A 20477-nucleotide genomic window follows, 5' to 3' on the forward strand; every position below is an offset into this window, starting at 1 on the left:
GTATGGCCCAGATAGATTCACTGGACTTAAGCCGCCCTACTATTGAGCAACTTGATGATCTTTACTGGTTACCCTTTGATGCGCTACCCGTACACCACTACGACTTAGGCGACTGGCACCTGTCATTTACTGGGAGACTGGAGCTACAAACTTATGGGGAGCACCGTTATGCCCCATATACTACACCTATCGACAAAGAGGATAGCTATCCAAGATTTTATGGTGGACAACCACTTTGGGACAATAAGAGCCCCTATATTTGGTTTGAATTGCATTCAATCAATGTCGGCTGCAGTGTAGATGTTGGGCCGGACGATGCCTGGATTGTTGGCACCGCTTGCTTCGAGATCCGAGTGATCCAGATACGGGACCCATCCAAATCTGGAATCTTCGACCTCACTGATCAAAACCAGTTAATGCAATTTATATTCAAAAAGCATAAAAATAACCTAGATCACTTCCAAGAATTCGGAAGCGAGGATTTCTTTAGTGCCTGGAGTCCCGATGAGATCCAGGAGTATATGTTCAAGGGAAGGAACTGGTACGAAATAATTGATGGAAACAGAGGCCTAAATTGGTGTTTTAATTTGTATACTAATTTGTCAGACAAACACCTTTTGCATATCGCATATACACCAGACCAGTTCTGGCCTCCATATCATATTCCCAGCGAAAAAGCCTTGCGCATTAGCAAATCTCCTTTATGGGACTTTATGGATAACCTGGAGATTACCAAAATGGAAAAAGGCAGCCAGGTTGTTACCGGTACTATAGAGCGAGTGACTACAAGCTCCTGGGGAGAAGATACAGAAGATCTGAGCGGCTGGTAAAGTATTTTAATTAGCGGGCTTACCTAGAGCAGATTACATATTTACACATTATTATTTACGAAAATTATAAATTACAGATTCTTATTTTCTCCGGTGAAAAATTAACTAGCTGATTAGAGTGTAAAATAGGGATAGCCTGAAGTTAATAAGCTACCCCGCAACTCCTACTATAGAGTGCCCTAAAAGGGCACCTATAAGTCAGTGTGACGTTTTTCTTACCAGAAGATGTCTTGTAAGTTAAACGTGTAGCGACTCACCAATTAGAAGAACCTTACCGTTACGCTCACCTGCCGCAGCAACTTTAACGGCTTCCTTCACTTCGCTAAGGGGATAAGTTGCATGAATCGGTGCAGAAAGCTTACCCTGGGCAACGAGGCTCGTAATGGTTCCAAAAACTTCCTGCTGCCGCTCAGGTGAAGCATTTGCAAACCACTTGGCCAGCCAGAATCCGCGTACAGTAATATCCTTAAAGATAATCACCCCTGGAGCGAGCAGACATGGTTCACCGCTCAGGGCACCATAGTTAACCAATGTGGCACCTTCGCTAAGGGCTTCACCCAGCCTAGCAGTAGCCATTCCTCCAACAGCATCTATACCCAAGCGAATCTCAGCACCTGCGGTTGCAGCTTTAACTCTCTTGGCTAGGCTCTCCCCTTCCTGATCACCATCTACCAGCACCACATCGGCACCGGCTTCCAGCATTGGCTCGATCAGTGAGGATCTGCGAACTACATTGACTACCTTCAGACCACGAATTTTTGCCAGACTTGTCAGATAAGTTCCTACCGCAGAGTTTGCTGCGTTTTGAATCACCCAGTCTCCCTCTTTCAGATCGACAAACTCACTGAGTAGGAGATAGGCCGTTGGGGGATTAATGGTAATCATCGATAGCTGTATGGGGTCTACTTCATTCGGCAGAGGGATAAGTCCCTTAGCATTTGCCACCATGTGCGTGGCCCAGGTGCCACTGCCAACGGGCAACAGAACAGTTTGGCCAATATCAAGGCCTGACACATTCGGACCCTGCTTAACTACCTTGGCAACACCTTCGTTCCCGCCAATGGCAGGCAGAGGCGGTAACATGCCATATTCACCGGTCAGCGTGAGTACATCTGAGGGGTTGATAGGTGTAGCCAGCATTTCCAGTAATACCTGCCCCTCTTCCAGTTCCGGCTCATTAAACGGAACCGCCTCAATCACATCCTGCGGCACAGGGCCGCGCTCACGATACTCTGCCTTTAGCATATCGACATATCCTTTAAGAAAAATAGCTTTCACTAAGCCGTAAACAATTTCTCTCACCGCCTCTAGAGTAACACTCGTATTTACCGGCCATTTCGAATTGTTCAGTCTACTCACCATGGGAGAGAGTTCAAGAATATCCACCAAACAGCTGTAGGCTAACTGTAACCGTGCGATAGGAACAGGACTGAATCGTTAAGTCAAAGAATCTCTTGAAAGCAAGTTGCTTTGCAAAAGCTCACTGATCACTCAAACAAATATCTTTGGCACCCTGTATCTACTAGGTTGAATTTTTTAAAATTTAATAAAGGCCTCTTATCTCCTCAGACCCTTACATAATCTTGTATCAGGAACGCAACAAACACTCCAAGATTAAAAAGAAATAGAGGTAAGCCTTAGAGAACATTACCGGAAAGCAACTCACCAGCAACTTATCCAAATGTCAACATGGAACCGGTTGCCCCTCTATCAATAACTGACAAATATTGAATATGGATAGGGCTCAATTACTTACGCAGAAAAATACTCTTCTATCTTTTTGATGTACAGAATCTCGATGAGCCGCTATTATCAGCAGTGGCTCTAGTTGCGCTCATAGCAAACTTGGTGACCTTTACACCATGACTAAGAAATTTAATTTGAAACAACCCTTTAGCTCTATAGATGTTTACCTACACACTGATTAAGCATACCCATATCACAGCCGCAGTACTTAGCCTCTCTCTTTTTCTGTTGCGAATGGGGTTGGAGTTCTCAGGAAAGCCTCACTGGAGAAAAACCTTCCTCCGCTGGATGCCCCATGCCAATGATACCCTGCTGTTATCTGCGGCTGTAGCGCTGGTTGTTATCGGAAGCTGGAATCCGGCTGTTTTTCATTGGCTTGCGGTAAAGGTTGCACTGGTATTCGGTTATGTGATTGCCGGATTCTTCGCACTGCGCCAATCCATGCCTCAACGCACACGCATCATTGCGGCTCTTTTGGCCATGGTGCAGGTTGGCTTTATTTTTTATCTGGCAATTCAAAAGCCTACTCTCTAATACAACTTTTTATTCAATTTGCCCACAAAGCCAGTGCTCACAACTCAGTGGGCAGCGAGCTCAATTCCGATCCCATACTGTGTGATCTATCCCTTTAATATCGTATTTTCTCGCATCAAACACCGGCTCCTTAATTCCTTGATTAAGCTGTGCTTCATAGTCTCCCAGCACTTTGAAAGCGACACCGGAGAGCAAGGTAATAGCCAATATATTGGTAGAGGCCATAAATCCCATCGCCACATCTGCCATGCGCCAGAGCAAGGTAAAATTCTCAGTACTTCCACTGTAAGAAACCCAGGCGCCAAACAGGATAAAAATTAAAAAAATTATCCGATAACAAAATATAGAAGTGGGAGTATGGTAAAGATAAAAAATATTGGTTTCACCGTAATAGTAATTACCAATAATCGAAGTAAAGGCAAAAAACAGCAGTGCAAACGCCACGAAACCACTTCCCCAGGAACCCACCACGCTAGACAGAGAATCCTGAGCTAATTTAACTCCCTCCACATTGCCCACCATATACACATCAGCAACTAGAATAATTGCCGCGGTACAGGTACAGATAACAATGGTATCCAGAAAAACGGAAGCCATTTGCACATAGCCCTGCACCAGTGGATGCTTAACATCCGCTGCTGCACCCACATTCGGTGAAGAGCCAAGCCCCGCCTCATTGGCAAATAGCCCACGCTTTATTCCATTGGAAACTACCGCCCCCAGGGCTCCTGCGCCAGCCTGTTCCAGTCCAAAAGCATTCCTTAATATCATACCCAGAATCTTGGGCAACTCCCCCAGGTTCATCAGCAAAACCATAAACGCCACTGTTAAATAGGCGATAGCCATAAAAGGCACCACCACTCCGGCAAAGCGCGCGATAGAGCGGATACCACCAAACACAATAATGCCCGCAATCACAGCTACCACAATCCCGACCAGCATGGGGTTGATTTCCCAGGCGTCGTTTAGGGCCGTGGCCATAGCGTTCGATTGAATGGAGTTGAAGACAAAGCCGTAGCACATCAGTAAGAAGATGGAAAAACTTACTGAAAGCCACTTCCAGTTAGGGCCTAGGCCTTTTTTGATGTAGTAAGCCGGTCCTCCACGGAAGGTCCCAGGTTGCTCACCTTTCTCTTTATAAACTTGCGCGAGGGTATTTTCGACCATGCTGGTGGCCATACCGAGCCAAGCCACCATCCACATCCAAAAAACCGACCCAGGACCCCCAGCAGTAATTGCCACGGCAACACCCGCCAAACTACCGGTGCCAATCCGTGCTGCGGCACTGGTGGCAAACGCCTGAAACGCGGAAATTGAGCCCGGATGATCCTTATGAATACCGCGCACCATTACCATCGCCATATGACCAAAGTGGCGGAATTGAATAAAGCGGCTGCGAATGGAGAAGTAAAGGCCAATAGGCAGCAAAGCGATAATCAGGACACCGAGCCACCACTGCCCTTCAATCCCCCCCCACAAAAGCCGGTTGGCCCAATCAATCGCCTTGATTATTCGGTCCAACAACTCTTGCATCCACCGCTCCCTGGCACAGCCTATATTTATGCATAGATCAACCGCTGGAAACGGCTATCCCCACTAAAGACTAGCAGCCTCTACAGTGCTAACGGGTAGGTAACCAAACGGACCTTTTGCAAGAAAAGTAAGAATCACTTGGTTCTACGGCGCTTAAAAAATCCAGACCGGCTGGAAAGGGAGGCGAAAAGGATTCTCGGCTCTTGGCACCCAAGCAAGATAGAGCAGGCATAAAAAGGGGAAAAATCGACAGAAGGTGGGCTCTGAGAGGTAGACCAGTGACACTGAGGGCCCACTGGTCTATGCACTGAAAAGAATTAGCAGAAGATTTCCCGCGCCCGCTCTGGAGACACCACCTTACGACCACACTCTTCTGCGATCACGGCCAAAGCCTCAATCAACTGGCCATTACCAGAGGTGCGCTCGCCACCGGGCAAATAGAAAGTGTCCTCTACTCCAGAGCGTAAATGGCCGCCCAGCTCCGCGGTCTTGCGGTGCACCGGCCAGATTTCCTCGCGCCCAATCACAGTACTCTGCCACAAGCTATCTGTACGCATATATTTAGGCAGCAACTCCAACAGCTCGGGATCCGCTGGCATACCAGAAGCCACCCCCATCACCAGGTTATAGTTGGGCTTATCTACCATACCCACATCGGCATACATACCAACGGAGCGGACAATACCTACATCAAAGCACTCAAACTCAGGCCTGGTACCCGTTTCACGACATACCGCCAGCAGCTCCTCCACCTTGTCTACCGGATTATCGAACACCATCGGCGGCCAGGCCCAGGTACCGTTGGAACGGGCTTTTAAGTAATTCAAGCTGCCCGCATTGCAGGCGGCGATTTCCGGCTTACCTGCGCGCACACACTCGAGAGGTCCGCGCTGGTCCCGACCGATAGTGCCGGTGGAAAAATTTAAAATAACTCCGGGGCACTTAGCCCGGATTGCATCGGCAATTTCCAACGCCACTTGCGGTTCCCAGCTGGGAAGATGCCCCTTGCTCGGCTCTTGAGCCCGAAAATGTACATGCATTACCGAAGCCCCGGCATCAAAGGCTTCACGGGCTGAGTTTGCCATTTGTTCCGGCGTTACCGGAACCGGGTGTTGTTGCGGATTGGTGAGCACCCCGGTTAGGGCGCAGGTGATTACCACTTCATCGGACATCGCAGGCTCTCCTGAATTATCTTTATTTGGGCCGCTTTAGGTTCGGCACACTAGGCTTTGCCGAATTCCGCTGATTGCCATGCTCTCAGTACCTGCGCCTCATCCGTGCGCGAAATACCCTGAGCCGCATCCATACTTTGGGGTTAATGAAGGAGGTATCAAACCCCGCCACCAAGCGCTTGCTTGGTCACCAAAGACTAACACAGGCTTTAACCCGTAAAAAGGCACCTTGTATCGCTAAAACAGGCCCGGCAGAATGCAAAAAAATCTAATTTAGGGAACCGGTATCCGATGAGTGATCACTCCATAACAAATTCCACCCCTTATGGCAGCTGGAAATCTGCAATCAACGCAGAATTATTGGTTGAAGGCAGTGTTCGCCTGGCGGAAGCCAGCTTGGTGGATGGGCGTTACTACTGGTTAGAGTCGCGTCCTTCAGAAAAGGGGCGTAATGTTCTGGTGCAGTATTGCCCGCAAAATGGCCGGTGCGATCTCACCCCCACCCCGCTGAGTATTCGTTCCAAGGCGCACGAATATGGCGGTGGTAGCTACCTTGTCCACGGCGACACCCTGTACTTTGTACTTGCGGAAGATCAGCGTATTTACCGGATGGAGATCGGTAGCGACCTGCCTGAGGCCATTACTCCAGAAAGTGAATCCCGCTATGCAGACCTGCACCTCGACACAAAAAGAAATCGTCTGATTTGTATTGAAGAAGACGACAGCGGCCACGCTCAGGGTCAGGAAGCACGTGCGCGAATTATCGCCATCGACCTACAGTCTCCGCTGACTACCCCCCCAAGGGTTTTGGTTGAAGGCGCAGACTTCTACTCAAACCCCACCTTGAACACCAGCGGAGACCAGTTGAGCTTCTTGCGCTGGCATCACCCCAACCTGCCTTGGGATGGCACCGAACTGTGCCTGGCCACTCTGAGTGAGCAAGGAGAGGCCATTGAGATCACTCAAGTGGCCGGTGGAGATAACGAATCCATCTTCCAACCCCAGTGGTCACCGCAGGGGGAGCTTTACTATGTCTCTGACCGCAACAACTGGTGGAATTTATACAAGCTGGGGCAAGATACTCCGCTATGGAAAAAAGAGGCTGAATTCGCCACACCGCAGTGGGTGTTTGGAATGTCCACTTATGGCTTTATCAGTACAGAGGAAATTCTCTGTACTTACACCGAGAATGGTCTTTGGTATTTGGCCAGCGTAAATACCCTTACTGGTGAACACCAGCTGATCCAGCAGCCCTACTGTGATATCGAGAGCCTGCGCTGTGAAAATGGCAAAGCGATTATGATTGCCGCCGCAAGAGACAGCTTCCCTGCAATAATCACTTTTGATCTGGCAAGTGAGGCCCTTGAGACAATCGCCAGCAGTAACAAACGCTCACTGGCTGCCGAACTCTTCTCCAGCGCCCAGGCCATTACTTTCAATGTCGATGAGCGAGAGGTACACGGTTTTTACTATCCCCCGCACAACCCGGACTTCAAGGCACCAGAAGGCGAAAACCCCCCACTTATTGTTTTTAGCCATGGCGGCCCCACTGGAGCCACCTCTGCCGGCCTCAATTTGAAAGTACAGTACTGGACCAGCCGCGGCTTCGCCATTCTGGATGTAAATTATTCCGGTAGCACCGGTTATGGCCGCGAGTACCGCGATCGCCTTACCGATAAGTGGGGCATCTATGATGTGGAAGATGTCTGTGCAGGCGCCGAATACCTGGTCAATCAGGGTTTGGCCGATCCGGAGCGGCTGCTGATCAAGGGTGGCAGCGCAGGCGGTTATACCGTGTTAGCAGCACTGACTTTTCACAACACTTTCAAAGCCGGGGCCAGTCATTATGGAATCGGTGAATTGAGCAGTCTCGCTAAAGACACTCACAAGTTTGAATCCCGCTACCTGGACAAATTAGTCGGCCCCTGGCCATCCGCCGAAGCAATCTATCAGCAACGCTCTCCTATTCATCATGTGGAGCAACTGAGTTGTCCGGTGATTTTCTTCCAAGGTTTGGAAGACAAGGTAGTACCACCAAACCAGGCGGAAACTATGGTGAGAGCCCTGAAAGAGCGCGGTATTCCGGTTTCCCATATCACCTTTGCCAATGAAGGGCACGGCTTCCGTAGTGGAGACAGCATCAAAATGGCCCTGGAGGGAGAGCTGGAATTTTACAGCCGTATTTTCAATTTTCCCCTGGCTGAAGCCGGCCCCGGAATTACTATTGAGAATCTGTAATCAATCATCCCAAACCTTTAGAGGAAGCCATTAATACCATGGGAAGATGGAGACCACCGCGCCCGCGCGGCTCCCGCTATATCACTGCGGAGGGCGCGCAACGTATGCGCGCCGAAGTTAAGCATCTATGGGAGGAGGAGCGCCCCAGAGTCACCCAGGCGGTAAGTGATGCCGCTAAGCTGGGCGATCGCTCGGAAAATGCCGACTATATCTACGGTAAAAAGCGCCTGCGTGAAATAGACAGCCGTGTGCGTTTTTTGACCAAACGCCTGGAGGAAATCACCGTAGTAGATCAAGTGCCTGAAGACCGTGAAAAAGTCTTCTTCGGTGCCTGGGTCACGTTGGAAGATGAAGAAGGTGTAGTCATAAGCTACAGAATCGTTGGCCCAGATGAGTTTGATGTAAAAGCCGGCCTGATCTCTATGGATTCTCCCGTAGCTCGTTCATTGCTAGGGCGCAGACTCGACGATGAGATAGATATTCGTCAGGGGGAAAAATGGCAGACCTATTTTATTACTGAAATCCGTTACGAAGAGTAGAGGCCAACTCCTCATAACCCTAAGCATAACAGCAGGAAAAATAGATAGATTTTTTAATTGATAAATAAAAAAGGCTTATTTCCCTCGAAATAAGCCTTTGAATCAATATTGCGTTATCTATTTCTAGAGGCTGTTGTAGTACTGAATTACTCCAACCGCATTGCCACCGGCAAAAGCAGACTGAACCTGATCTGAGCTCATGCCAATTGTCAGATCTGCATCATTCACATTAAGCTCAAGATACAAGCTGCCCGCCTGGGAATAGGCATCATCCCATTCAGTAATCGCATCATTGAGGTCATTGATTACGGCCGAGAAGTTAGCGCCCTCCTCGTCAGAAATGGCTGTCTGAATGTCACTAATGGCTCCAGATACATCACTTTCAAGAGTTTGCCACTCTTGCAATACAGCCTGCAAATTATCTTCTACCTGCTGGGTCTCCTCAGCGAGCTGCCCAAAGCTTTGCGACAACATCTGAAGAGTTGATACATCTGCAGTTACCAGATTCATTTCTGCTTGCTTAGCCTTGATGCTCTTTTGGTCTGCAACAATTTTGGCAGCATCCAATGCAATAAAGGTGCTTGCCACTGCAGCCACTGGCCCCATAACGAACCAGGTTAACAGGCCTTCAGGGAAGGCTACTATAGAAGCGACAGTACCCAAAGAAATAGCCGTAGCATCCGCAATACCAAGAGCAACAATACTTGTTGTCAGTGATTTGATATCTGCCTGAAGATTTTTTATTTCTTTCTTTAAATCAGCAATTTGCTGTTCATCAGCCTGCGCATCCTGAACAGACTTATCGGCAATTGACTGCAATTGAGTCGCCATATCAGGCAATTTATCCTGAAAACCTTGAATTGCCTGAACTGCGCCGCTGATAAAGGTCGAAACAATACCCAGTTGAGAGGTGATTGAATCCAGGTCGTTCTTCAATATATTAAGAGCCGATGTATTACCTGGGTCACTATTGAGTGTATTCGCCTGGGTTAAAGCATCCTGCAACAACTGACTGATAATACCGTTGTAACTTTGCACCTCACTGGGCACATCCAGAAGCCTGGCCAGTACATTATTTACCCAATCGAGCGCGTCGGTATTGGCCTGTGTATAGGCCGCTACAAACTCACTCCAATCCGGCGGATTTCGATTTAAGGTAGGCAAGCTTGAGGACAAAACGCTAGTCACCAGAGTGTTTATTGCAACTACATTCTGCTTGTACGTATTCTGAGTTTCGCGAATAGATTGAGCACTATGCTTGAAAGCTTTTGCTAATGAAAGTTTCACCACCACTGGACTGGAACTTTTCTCCGCCACCAAATCTACGTCATCACTTACCTGTGACATATTTATTTCTCTCTTAATGAATATTTAAGATGAAACCTGAGATCTCCAAGAAACACCTTGATTAAGGCGCAGCCCAATATAGCAAGCTTTAACTATAACCAATATGCCACCCCTTATAATGAATCGGAAATAGAAATAAATTTATATTCACATCTCAAATAAAGAGCGCCAAACCCAGCGCAATGAGCACCTCAATAACCAGTGAAAATTGAAATAAGGGATGGATTTCTCAACAGTATGCCTGACGGGAAGCTCATATGCTCAGACCTATAGAACTATAAATACCGCACCCATTTTTCAATCCAATAAAATCGTTGAATTAAAGGGTTTTTAAAATACCCCCTGAAAACCTAAAATTTTAAACTTAATCAGACCGACCTATCTTTATATAAGCCCCAACCCCAAGTAAGCATCAAAGCAAATAAGCCGCCGAAAGTATATCCGCTCAACAATTTACTATGCTTAATAACATGCCAAATAGAAAAGGTTGCAATTCCGCCAATAGTAAATATTGAGCCACCCATCGCATCCAGGAGACACCGATGCCAATGGCCAATGAAAGCCCCTACCCACTCAAAGATGCTTTAAAGCGTGCCCGGTTTGATTTACTCCCTGCCTTTAACAAACAGCCTACTGAATTGTTGAAACTCTTTCGCGAGGCCCTGACTCTTCAACAGCCGATATTATCTCACTCATGGAAAGAACTAGACCAACAGGCACGACTCTGTATAGGGTTGGGCTATGGTGAGTATCGCAATCTTCAAGGCCACTTAGAAAGCACCAACTATCTGCACACTCTGCATCACCGTATGGGTTTAGAGTTTCTGTTTGTGCTGCGTGGCATTGCTATTGGTGAGAGTCGAAACCAATGGTCTGAAAACCTTGAGCGGCGAATTCGCAGCATGGACCCCGAAGATCGGTTAAATAAGATTCTCGTTAAAGCAGAAGAATTAGCTGGTAATAAGCTCTCAGAACAGACTCTCACGCGTTTACGCAAAAAAATTGCAGGCCTGGACGAGAGAATTAACCTGCAGGAATCCATGGCCAGATTAGCTAATGGGGAGATAAAAAATATAGACTTGTTAAAGGCTTATTTTCCAGAAAATACATCTTCAATGGCCCTGAGATTAAACAGTGCCGCTGATGCTGTCATCATGTGCCTAAGTCGAGGGCTACTCGCGCTAACACATGCTCAATTCAATATTGCTCTAGATACTGAAGCAGCTAGTACCGACTTTTCCAAGCGCAATATACATTCCATTAAAACGATTATAAAAGTATTTTCCAACCTACTTAAAAGTGGTCACAAGCATATTTACAGCGCCCTACTTCTTGGAAAATCAGTGGAGATCAAACAGGCGTGCTTGTTTCTGGCCGGAGATATTGAGAGCAAACTCCCCCAGTTCGCAAGCGCTCAAGCTGTAATACACAACACAATCACCGAATTATTGCGACGTGGTAGTGGCGGCCTGGCGGAGAGGCTTGGCGATCTCGCGGTGGATGCGCACTTTCTCACCCGCATCGCCATCGCTAGTCAGGCTGCCTGTTATCGACTTGCGCTTGGTTGCGAGGGCCTTAATTCCGATAGAGAGATCAAAAACCTTCAGAAAAATATCTACACCATGCCTTTTTCGACAACGCTTCCCAACGGTAAAAATATAGAACTATCGAAGCTAGAAGCCGGTCCAGAGGGAGAGTTTGTTGAAATCAGGGGCTTTGTCGAAGAGGTCACCTCCCCACCTCAGGAGGGCGGCATGCTATTAAGCCACCTGATATTGAAAGATCCCTCCAGTAATGCCGAGGCAAACGCCGTGGTACGCTTTGCTCACCTACCACATGCCGGTATTTGTCCAGGAGCTTTCTGCAGACTCAGTGGCACTTATAGACATCACTCAAGCCTGTTCGATGGTAAACCCGCCGTTGAGGTCGATTCCCTGGCCCTGGCCGAGATTGGTAAGTCCAGCTTCGAAGTAAGCTTTATAAGGCTCGCCAACCGTTGGTTCCAGCCCTGGCGTAGCAACGCCAATCTCTACTGGTCTCTTGGTGCCCACCAAGTTGATGAGCACTCTGAGGCCACCTTGGGGGCCGGAGAGCTACTATTTACGCCCCTAATTCGTCCGTAGGAGGGCTACTATGCCACCAGATGATGGATGCATGACAGAACTGGACAGAGTCCACGACCAGATTGCGGAATTAGATGTACTTCTGGCGATGGCACAGCTGGCAAAAGCGGAGTGGCACGCCGCCAAAGAGACAGTGCGCAGCGAATGCCTGGAGACAGCGATACCCAGCCTGCCCAACTTACATCAAAAGGATGAAATGGATTTTCCCATAGAGCCAATGGATCACGCAGTATCCGAGTGCATTGAAACTCACCCAGACGTGCTCGCTGCCTGGGACCTGTTCGAACAGATAGCCCTGGAGCTCGAAATTGAGCTGGAAGTAGCCCACGCACTACTCGATGAATACAAAGCCTGCTCCCACGCACTGATTTGAGGAGACTTTTACTGGCTAATGACCAGCATGCGATTTATCGCCAATTTACGCCGGCAGACACTGGATGCCTTTGCCAACCATATGATTACCGCCGAAGGCTACCTGCTATCTGCCCACCGGATTACCAATTCCAATCTGCAAATGGCGGCAGAAGTGCGCCGCAGAGGGTTGCCCCTGCTTGCCGATAACGGCACCAAACAACTGATTGATGCGGTCATCTCGCAGTTCTCTGAAGAAGCCCGACAAGTAACCCTGCGGGTAAAAGCTCTGCGCCGTCAACTGGGTCAACTGCCCCGCGGCAATGAAGTCCCAAAAGATTTGCGCATATTGGCAGATACACTGGCGGAGAGAGTACTGGCCAACTGTAATGAGCGTTCAAATAGCATTGATACCAATCTCCTGCTGCAGCGCCAGCTGTTAATGCACCCCACCCACCTGATCGCTCAGGAGGACTTTGCCACTACCTGCCTGGTGGCTTTGGACCTGGAGCGGGAAATTACCGGCTGGCGACCAGAGCGTATCGCCGCGCGCAATCGTCAGAGCCTGAGACTATGGGAAAAAATCGCTGAACACCCACTAAGCCAGGGCTTGACTGTTTATGCAGTACTAAGCGCAATGGATTACAACACCGGCCGGGACGCCGGTCGGCTAGCCGCACAAAGCGGGGTGCGTTCAGCTGCCATAGGACTGGCCAGTATTTGCGGGGATTTAAATGCGACAGACTTCTTTGTGCTCAACCGAGCCTCTTTCAAACTGGATAGGCCTGTACCACGCCGTTATGTGCGCTTGGCACAAGTGCTTAAAGGCATTACAGATGGCTACCAGGATCACAACATACCCTTGCAAAGATTCCACTGCCTCGGACTCGGTGCTCCATCACTGCTGCCGATTGCCGCAGCTGCCCTGCCGGCAAATACCCAGATTACCGCCGATGCCACCAGCCCAATACATGCCGCAGCTAAAGACCGTGTGCTCTACGATCCGGAGAATTTTGGCGACCGGGCAACCACCAGAGAAATCGTTGAGCGGATAGTAAAAGGGGGCAACTGGCCCTTCCTCAGCCCATTCACCCAATCTTTCAAACAACGTTTTGGACACGACCCCGAAGGCGCCCGAGACTGGTGGAAAGCCCAAGGGCAACCACCTATTAGCAGGGAGACCTTACAACAACCCAGCAATCTCAGCACGGCACTGCCCCTATTCTGCGAGGCAGACCCACAAATTCGATCTATCGCTCGGGATACCTGGATAGCACACAATCACTGGGTTCTGGGGGAATTAACTGAGAGTAGAAGCGGCCCGCAAAGACACGAACTTGCTTACCGCATTATTGATCACTGGCTGGAGGGGCCTTCAACAACGACCAGCCGGGGCTTGAAAGCCGCCAAGAGAATCCTGTTAATGTAAACCTATCAATAAAGGAACCAAGCGGAATTACTCAGCCCACTTTATGGTGAGCGCGGTAACAATCCCCCAGATCCAATTAAAAAATACTACAAAAATTGGGGTAAGCGCCCCCAGCTCAAGTCCTGCCATACCTTTACCGGCCATCACAGGAAAAACAACAAAAAGCTGGAACGCCGTGGGGAGTAGGCTCAAGATGCTTCCTTTCAACAACAGCTTTGATGGTAGGAAAGGAAGAATAAAAAACAGACCCCAAATGCCACCCCATACCACTCTGGGATATAGCCATTCAGCAGACAAGGTAGGGGTGATAGATACACCGAGAGATGGGGTTATTCCAAAATCCCCAAACAGCCAGACCACAACGCTATTTGCCACAGCACCCAAACAGCCGGCCGCAAAGAAAATTAGTAGTTTTTTCATTTTTTGCCCCAGAACCTGTAGAAGCCTAAACCTTAAACGCTGACTTTAAAGTAGCAAACTTAAATCCGCGCCAAGATTTCACTCCTGAATAAATTAGAGACCCCCAAGCCAATCTCCTTATCAACAGACCAACACCACCACTACAATTTTTTACGGCAGCAAAAAGTAGCAACCGTTCAACGCCTTTTATTCGAGCCTTTCTGCACAGCCCTCAAAAGACTACAAAACTCACCAACCTGTAATAGACCATCTACTCCCCAAGCAAATAGCAAACTTATTTTTAATACCACACCGTACCAATTAACAAAAAATAAAATTCATTGTTAAGACATAAAAAATAAACAATCAGACCCAAAAGAAACCTGAGTAACAATATATTTTAAAAGTGAGAACCAAGGGACCCAACTGATCGAATCGGCAACCTTCAGCGAGAGAAAATACCTATCGTTTAATCCAATAAATTCCTGTAATACACAAGTGGTACATTTATGGTGTTTAACACCAGAAATCAAAATCAATATAGGAACAAGTACTGATGAAAGTACCAGTAGTAGGAATGCTGTACCCGATTTTTTTAGGATTGGCGATACATTCAGCCAGTGTCAATGCGCAGTCTTTTGATGAGAGCGCCTATCAAGATAGGCAGCTGCAATATATTGAAGAGGGCGTTTCTTCCACTAATGATACCGCTGTCGTCTTACAGGCATACACCGGCGATGAGCTCAATTGGGAGGCGCTAAATAAGAATTTGGATGTCCTGCGTAATGGCGGCAAGAAGAATTCAGACTTCACCCTTACCAGACTCATCCGTATCCTGTTTTTCCGCCCAGAAATTAAAGATGAACTCTTTGCTGCTTTGGACGGATACCACTTCTGGTTTAAGGAAGGCGGCACTGGGGATCACGTCTTCGCCTCTGAAAACCATATGATCATGTACACATCTGCCCAGTATCTTCTACAGGAAAAGTACGGTGCATTTGAAGACGACAGAACTTACAAGCGCTTAAAGCGCTACCTGGAAGTAAAAAACCAGTATGGTTTCTATGAGTTTTACTCCCCGGTCTATTACCCCTACACCTTATCTGCGCTACTTAACCTCGTCGATTTTTCTGAAGATGCAGAAATTCGCGAGCTGGCCACGGGCGCTGCGCAACGCTTGCTGCAGGACATACTGCTGGTCACCAACGACCAGGGCATCCTTTTCTCAGCCGCAGGCCGCAGTAATGATGGCTACCGCAGGAACGGTTCCGGCGGCAACATCAACCGCATCATTTACCTGCTAACGGGTCTCGGTAAGGAATCAGTGAGAACACCGAGTCCCGCAGGTGTAATGCTGGCCACCTCAGGCTTGGAAATTACCGATGATATCTTCAAGTATTTCGGTAAAGACCTGAATATGAATTACTCGGTAGGCCACTCTCTCGGCGATGCCAGAAACGATATTTATGCTGACTTCCCCCGCGAAGAGCGCGTGCCTTTCTATTGGAGTCAAGGGGCTTATTTCCACCCGGATGTAGCTGCCGATACCGCTTGGTTCGTCAGTAAATATCAGCTTGAAGGCTATGAAGGACTGAAAGCCTTCGACCAGTTCCTGGGGCTTTCAGAAGCTGCCGCCCCTGCTGCCGCCAAGGCCGGAGCGGTATTCAGCCGCAGCTCCGTGCTCTCTGGCGCTAACTTTTCCATGTATAAGGATGGCGGTGTGATGATGCACTCCATTCAGAATTACTGGGGTGGTCGCCAGGGCTATCAGCAAACGCCCTGGATCGCCACTACCGGCACCCAATCGGTCTGGGCGAAGGTTGGCGATGGCAACAGCACCATGCAAAACGATCACCATCCCAAGATTAAGCAGGTGAATAATGTTGCCGTAATTCAATACAACCCCTATCCGGCAATTGAACTGTTCCATTCCGGCGGCTCCAACGTAGCATTGCAGTGGCCCGAAGGTTTCGAGGAGGAAAAGCGCAGCGGTAACTGGAAATTCGGCAAGGAAGACGACGGCTATATCGCTGTGCGTTATCCTTGTGGCAATGGCGACTCCAACACCGTTAGCTGCGACTGGAACGAACAAACCTGGGTAGTGATTATGGGTAGCGAGGAGCGCTATGGCAGCTTTGAAGCCTTTAGTCAAAAGGTGCTCAATGAGGTCAGCTACGATGCCGACTGGGAGTGGCACGGCTCCTTCTGGAAGGGCACATTGAAATATGTGTATGACTCAGACGTAAAGTTTGATGGAACCGATATCAGCTTAACCTGGTAAGCGCGATTCCTACCGCTCTTGGGGAGGGGCTCCCCCTCCCCTTTAGTCAGCTTTTTAGCTTTCAATACTCTGCGCCCAAAGGCGAAAGTTTTTGCAAAGCTCACACCCTAATTTCTCCCCCGCCGAAAAGCTTCTTTCGCCCCAAAACAATACCCTTCGATTTAGTTGACACAATCAACCACCTAAAATAAAGTTGATAATATCAATCAAGTTAACACGGCAACCCTGTGAGCTACTCAGTCAACGAAACCCTACACCAGCTGATCCACGCTTACAAAAAGCAGCTGCGGATCAGCATTCAGGAGCAAAGAATTGACCTTCCGGTAAATCATATTCGCGTGCTCAAGGGAATAGGCAAGTATCCGCAGAGTACCGCACGGTCAATTGCCCTGAGAATGAATCAAGATAAGGCCCAGATTACACGGGTACTTAATGAATTGGTTCAATCCAAACTTATCAAAAAAACAGACAACCCTAATGACCGCCGCAGTCAGTTCCTTACTCCCACAGCATCAGGAAAAAAGATTCTTGAAAAAGTGCATAACCTGGAAACAGAGGTTATCGCTGTAATGACTCACAACCTGAGCGAAAAAGAACTCAAGGCGTTTGCCCATATCGCCAGCGTTATGATCGAGAACCTGACCGAACATCCTACTTCAGATTAAGGAGCCTCAATACTATGGCTGAAAAACGCACACGAGAGCTGGTCGTTTTGCGCTCCACCAAAGTCTCAGAACACATGTTACGTATCACTCTGGGTGGCGAAGAGTTGGAATCCTTCCCCTGCGACCAGGAAAGCGCCTATATAAAACTGATTTTCCCCCAGGGTGAAGGTGAACGCCCACTGATGAGAAGCTATACCATCAGGCACCAACGGCAGGCAGAAATCGATATCGACTTCGCTTTGCATGAACATGAAGGGCCAGCCTCAAATTGGGCGGCCAATGCACAACCCGGAGACTCTATTTTGATAAGAGGACCAGGCCCCAAGAAGCTGGTTAACCCCGAGGCCGACTGGTTTTTACTCGCTGGCGATATGACCGCCCTACCCGCCATCAGCGTTAACCTGCCCCAACTACCTGATGAGGCCAGCGGATATGCTGTGATAGAAGTTTCAAGCGAATCGGATATTCAGCCACTGAAACACCCAAAAAACCTGCAACTGTACTGGGTGGTAAATTCCTTCCCCACCGGCGAATTACTGCTTCCTAAGATTCAGACACTGCCCTGGCTTCCAGGCCAAGCCGCCATTTGGGCCGCCTGCGAATTTAATAGCATGCGTCAGTTACGAAAATTTTTTAAGCAGGATAAAGAAATCCCCAAAACCCATATTTACATTTCCAGCTACTGGAAACTTGGGGACTCTGATGAAGGGCACAAGCTCGCGAAAAAACTGGATAACGAGCAGGCCTAAAGGGGAAAATTTGCAGATTTTAGAGGCCACAAAAGCAGCGGGGAGTAACCCCCTCCCCTAGGGCCTTTCCGGTACTAACACTAAGTACGCTAAACCCAAGTGCGCTAAACCCAAAATAGTTTGCCCACATTTCACAGCGGCGTTATGTTTTTACACCTCAGTAGCAGAAGCCCTCCATTACCATAAGGCAAACCACTTTCGCGAAAATTACTCTTTATCCTGATCGATCCATCCGATACCAATAATTAGCAATATAACCCCGCTCATCAACCTGTAGCGCCTGGCGGGTAATTTCTGGAACGCCATTCTCACAGTGCCATGCATAGATAGTCACCCGCCCAGTTACAACGGCTGGTATAGATTCCGACGCAGGGTTGCTCTTACAGTAAGCGGTAATTGCCTCACTAGGCTCCTTCGAAGTGTCCGCCTTTTCTTCACAGGGAAGATTGGCGCCGACAAAGCACGCATAGACTCCGCCATGCATACAACGCCAAAAAGTGCTCCCCGCAACCCAATCCCTCGGGGCACCGGCAGAAATACCAGCCGCCTGGTAAATACCCGATAACACTACCTGCGGTTTTGCCGGGCCGATATAGGGTTCTTCCGGGCTGTCTGCATTGACCACAACTCGGCAATAAGCCACCGGGTCATTAAAGGCCCCAAGATACCTTCCTTTATTTTGCTCCGCTTCGGCTAGACTCACACTCCCACAGAGCCCCAGAACCAAGCTCGCCAAGATACATGCAATAAGCCGAATCATATTTGACCTCCTCTCCCTGCTAACTAGCCCCAGCCACTGCTCTGGCGCCATTAGCGCCTCAACAGTCCTTCCGCGAACAGGGCTCTCTATAGATTAGCCAGCCCAGCCATACCGAAGGCCCACCACAGCAGCGCAAAAAACAATCAAGGAGAGTCTGTCGCCAACACGAGTTATCCGGTAGTGACTCCCACAGCCTAAGCCGCTGCATCACGCTCAGGATAGAAGAGTATAAATGCCCTTGACGCCATCCGGCAGCTGAATCACCATCCCCGACATCTAGGGATCCCGCAATTATTTTATTTTTCTAACTTTTCTTCTATTGGAAGACCATTTCCAAGATGGCACCAACCACCTGTAGGAATCCCCGCCCTTTTAGCGGGGGAGGATATTAAATTACAGACCTTTGCTTTAAGATCGCTTGAAACAACTGATTAAGAGGTTTTTATCAAGCCGAGTGGCCAGTTCTACCCTTCATCTCTGCCCTTTAGTGGACAGAAATATAACCAGCCACAAGGCCTCAATCTCATTTTTTGCAGCAATAGCCGCCATTGAATAGACCGTACCCGGCGAATAGAAAATAAATAAGCCGGCACATGGTAAGTCTTTACTGGAAAGTACTTAGCGTAAATAAAAAACTTATCCTTTCAAAAGGCTACGCATACTTTTTTCTGAAAACTGCCAACAAAAATGGCACCAAGGCTTCAGCTGGTTTATTAATTAATTATCCAATTAATTCACTTTAAGTCTTCAGATTTTAGTACCCCGAAGCACTAGAAAGCCCCGTTCCAAAAACCCAAAGGAGATTAATCATGGAAATGAACTTTAAAGACAGAGGATTCCTCTCAACGTGGCACTTAAATATGGTCACTTTTGATAGAGAAGATAACCTATGGTGTGTGGGAACTTCGAATAACATCGGAAAGTGGAATTCAAGAACTTTTGGCCTCGTTGACAAAAAAGAGTACAACCAATCCTGGGATTCCAAAATGATTGCATTTGACAAGTCAAATGCAATGTGGGGCGTTGGAACTAAAGGTAATCTTGCCAAGTGGAATACCACCACTGGAGCATGGGAGGAACCGGACATTGAAAAGCCCTGGGGCCTAAAAATGATTGCCTTCGATAACTCCGGAGAAATGTGGTGTGTTGGTGAAAAAGGTAACGTAGGCAAATGGAACCCCATTGACAACAAGTGGGATGATCAGGGTGATCTGGGCGGCTGGAAACTGGACTGGATTGCCTTTAGGCCCGGTGACCCAAGAGGTGATATCTACTGTGTGGGAACCGAAGGCAACCTGGGACTCTACGATCCTAAATTCCCAAATGACACTTTCCATATCTCATCCAACTTTGAATGTAAAAGCCTCTATTTCCACGAAATATTTGGATATTGTGTCGGCACTAAAGACAATATGGGTGTATCAATTTAGTAGTCAGTAATTTCAGCTAGTGGATAATATTAATTATTCACTAGCTATTTGGCAGCCCAACCCAAAAAGTGAACCTCTCGCATTTTTAGGGTGTGGCGCATTAACAATAAGTTTAATGCTCTAGCCGTGAGATTAGTACTCGGAAACTACGCACAGTCACTTACACCAAAGTCTACCCAGTCCCAAAACCACCGGATAGTAGAAACAACAACTTGCCCACTACTTAAAACAAGCCTGCAACCTCACAGGCCTCCAACCTATATCACCTGTAACACAAGCTCGTTAGTAGCGGACTGGCAATAGCAGTTTCTCAACAGCCCGGGAAAAATTTTATCCCAATAAGAAACAGAT

General features: G+C 48.2%; 17 protein-coding genes. 11 read left to right on the top strand and 6 right to left on the bottom strand.

Going from position 1 to position 20477, the window contains the following annotated elements:
• Positions 1-2: 2 nt before the first annotated feature.
• Positions 3-830: a hypothetical protein gene (locus ACJJIV_RS02150; protein WP_444890586.1), complete on the top strand. Its 828-nt coding sequence runs from the start codon at positions 3-5 to the stop codon at positions 828-830.
• A 237-nt stretch (positions 831-1067) separates the two neighbouring features.
• Here the strand turns inward: ACJJIV_RS02150 and ACJJIV_RS02155 are convergent, their stop codons facing one another.
• Positions 1068-2075: a zinc-dependent alcohol dehydrogenase family protein gene (locus ACJJIV_RS02155; RefSeq protein WP_444890587.1), complete on the bottom strand. Its 1008-nt coding sequence runs from the start codon at positions 2073-2075 to the stop codon at positions 1068-1070.
• A 660-nt stretch (positions 2076-2735) separates the two neighbouring features.
• On the opposite strand from ACJJIV_RS02155, the gene ACJJIV_RS02160 reads away from it, so the two are divergent.
• Entirely contained in the window at positions 2736-3110 is a 375-nt protein-coding gene (locus ACJJIV_RS02160) for a SirB2 family protein (protein ID WP_252085573.1), read from the top strand.
• A 60-nt stretch (positions 3111-3170) separates the two neighbouring features.
• Here the strand turns inward: ACJJIV_RS02160 and ACJJIV_RS02165 are convergent, their stop codons facing one another.
• On the bottom strand, positions 3171-4643 hold the full coding sequence (locus ACJJIV_RS02165; protein ID WP_444885250.1) for an alanine/glycine:cation symporter family protein: 1473 nt from the start codon (positions 4641-4643) through the stop codon (positions 3171-3173).
• A gap of 317 nt (positions 4644-4960) precedes the next feature.
• Positions 4961-5815 carry a beta-keto acid cleavage family enzyme gene (locus ACJJIV_RS02170; RefSeq protein WP_444890588.1) on the bottom strand — a complete coding sequence of 285 codons (855 nt, stop codon included), beginning with the start codon at positions 5813-5815 and terminating at the stop codon, positions 4961-4963.
• A 291-nt stretch (positions 5816-6106) separates the two neighbouring features.
• Between ACJJIV_RS02170 and ACJJIV_RS02175 the strand changes: the two genes are divergently transcribed.
• Complete coding sequence (locus ACJJIV_RS02175; RefSeq protein ID WP_444890589.1) at positions 6107-8053, top strand: S9 family peptidase; 1947 nt, start codon at positions 6107-6109, stop codon at positions 8051-8053.
• Between the two features lie 38 nt (positions 8054-8091).
• A complete protein-coding gene (gene greB, locus ACJJIV_RS02180) occupies positions 8092-8592 on the top strand; it encodes a transcription elongation factor GreB (protein ID WP_252085569.1) in 501 nt (166 codons plus the stop codon).
• Positions 8593-8715: 123 nt separating this feature from the next.
• Here the strand turns inward: greB and ACJJIV_RS02185 are convergent, their stop codons facing one another.
• The gene (locus ACJJIV_RS02185) at positions 8716-9939 is read right to left on the bottom strand and encodes an enterotoxin (HBL) (RefSeq protein WP_444890590.1); all 1224 of its coding nucleotides are present in this window, start codon (positions 9937-9939) and stop codon (positions 8716-8718) included.
• A 542-nt stretch (positions 9940-10481) separates the two neighbouring features.
• On the opposite strand from ACJJIV_RS02185, the gene ACJJIV_RS02190 reads away from it, so the two are divergent.
• The 3 genes from ACJJIV_RS02190 to ACJJIV_RS02200 are packed head-to-tail and all read left to right on the top strand — an operon-like array spanning position 10482 to position 13842.
• Positions 10482-12062 carry a hypothetical protein gene (locus tag ACJJIV_RS02190; protein WP_444890591.1) on the top strand — a complete coding sequence of 527 codons (1581 nt, stop codon included), beginning with the start codon at positions 10482-10484 and terminating at the stop codon, positions 12060-12062.
• A 10-nt stretch (positions 12063-12072) separates the two neighbouring features.
• The gene (locus ACJJIV_RS02195) at positions 12073-12435 is read left to right on the top strand and encodes a hypothetical protein (RefSeq protein WP_444890592.1); all 363 of its coding nucleotides are present in this window, start codon (positions 12073-12075) and stop codon (positions 12433-12435) included.
• Between the two features lie 18 nt (positions 12436-12453).
• Positions 12454-13842, top strand: a complete 1389-nt coding sequence (locus ACJJIV_RS02200) for a hypothetical protein (RefSeq protein WP_444890593.1) — start codon at positions 12454-12456, stop codon at positions 13840-13842.
• A 27-nt stretch (positions 13843-13869) separates the two neighbouring features.
• On the opposite strand, the gene ACJJIV_RS02205 is transcribed toward ACJJIV_RS02200, so the two are convergent.
• Complete coding sequence (locus ACJJIV_RS02205) at positions 13870-14262, bottom strand: hypothetical protein (protein WP_444888761.1); 393 nt, start codon at positions 14260-14262, stop codon at positions 13870-13872.
• 535 nt (positions 14263-14797) lie between these two features.
• Here ACJJIV_RS02205 and ACJJIV_RS02210 point away from each other — a divergent pair.
• The 3 genes from ACJJIV_RS02210 to ACJJIV_RS02220 all read left to right on the top strand — a co-directional run bounded on the left by ACJJIV_RS02210 (position 14798) and on the right by ACJJIV_RS02220 (position 17936).
• Positions 14798-16522 carry a hypothetical protein gene (locus ACJJIV_RS02210; RefSeq protein ID WP_444890594.1) on the top strand — a complete coding sequence of 575 codons (1725 nt, stop codon included), beginning with the start codon at positions 14798-14800 and terminating at the stop codon, positions 16520-16522.
• Positions 16523-16749: 227 nt separating this feature from the next.
• Positions 16750-17187, top strand: coding sequence for a MarR family winged helix-turn-helix transcriptional regulator (locus tag ACJJIV_RS02215; protein ID WP_444890595.1), 438 nt, complete (start codon positions 16750-16752; stop codon positions 17185-17187).
• 14 nt (positions 17188-17201) lie between these two features.
• Entirely contained in the window at positions 17202-17936 is a 735-nt protein-coding gene (locus ACJJIV_RS02220) for a siderophore-interacting protein (protein ID WP_444890596.1), read from the top strand.
• A 214-nt stretch (positions 17937-18150) separates the two neighbouring features.
• On the opposite strand, the gene ACJJIV_RS02225 is transcribed toward ACJJIV_RS02220, so the two are convergent.
• The gene (locus ACJJIV_RS02225) at positions 18151-18696 is read right to left on the bottom strand and encodes a hypothetical protein (RefSeq protein ID WP_444890597.1); all 546 of its coding nucleotides are present in this window, start codon (positions 18694-18696) and stop codon (positions 18151-18153) included.
• Between the two features lie 809 nt (positions 18697-19505).
• Here ACJJIV_RS02225 and ACJJIV_RS02230 point away from each other — a divergent pair.
• Positions 19506-20126, top strand: a complete 621-nt coding sequence (locus tag ACJJIV_RS02230; protein WP_444890598.1) for an NHL repeat-containing protein — start codon at positions 19506-19508, stop codon at positions 20124-20126.
• Positions 20127-20477 lie beyond the last annotated feature (351 nt).

The sequence above is a fragment of the Microbulbifer mixtoriginis (SeqCode) genome (assembly GCF_052466765.1).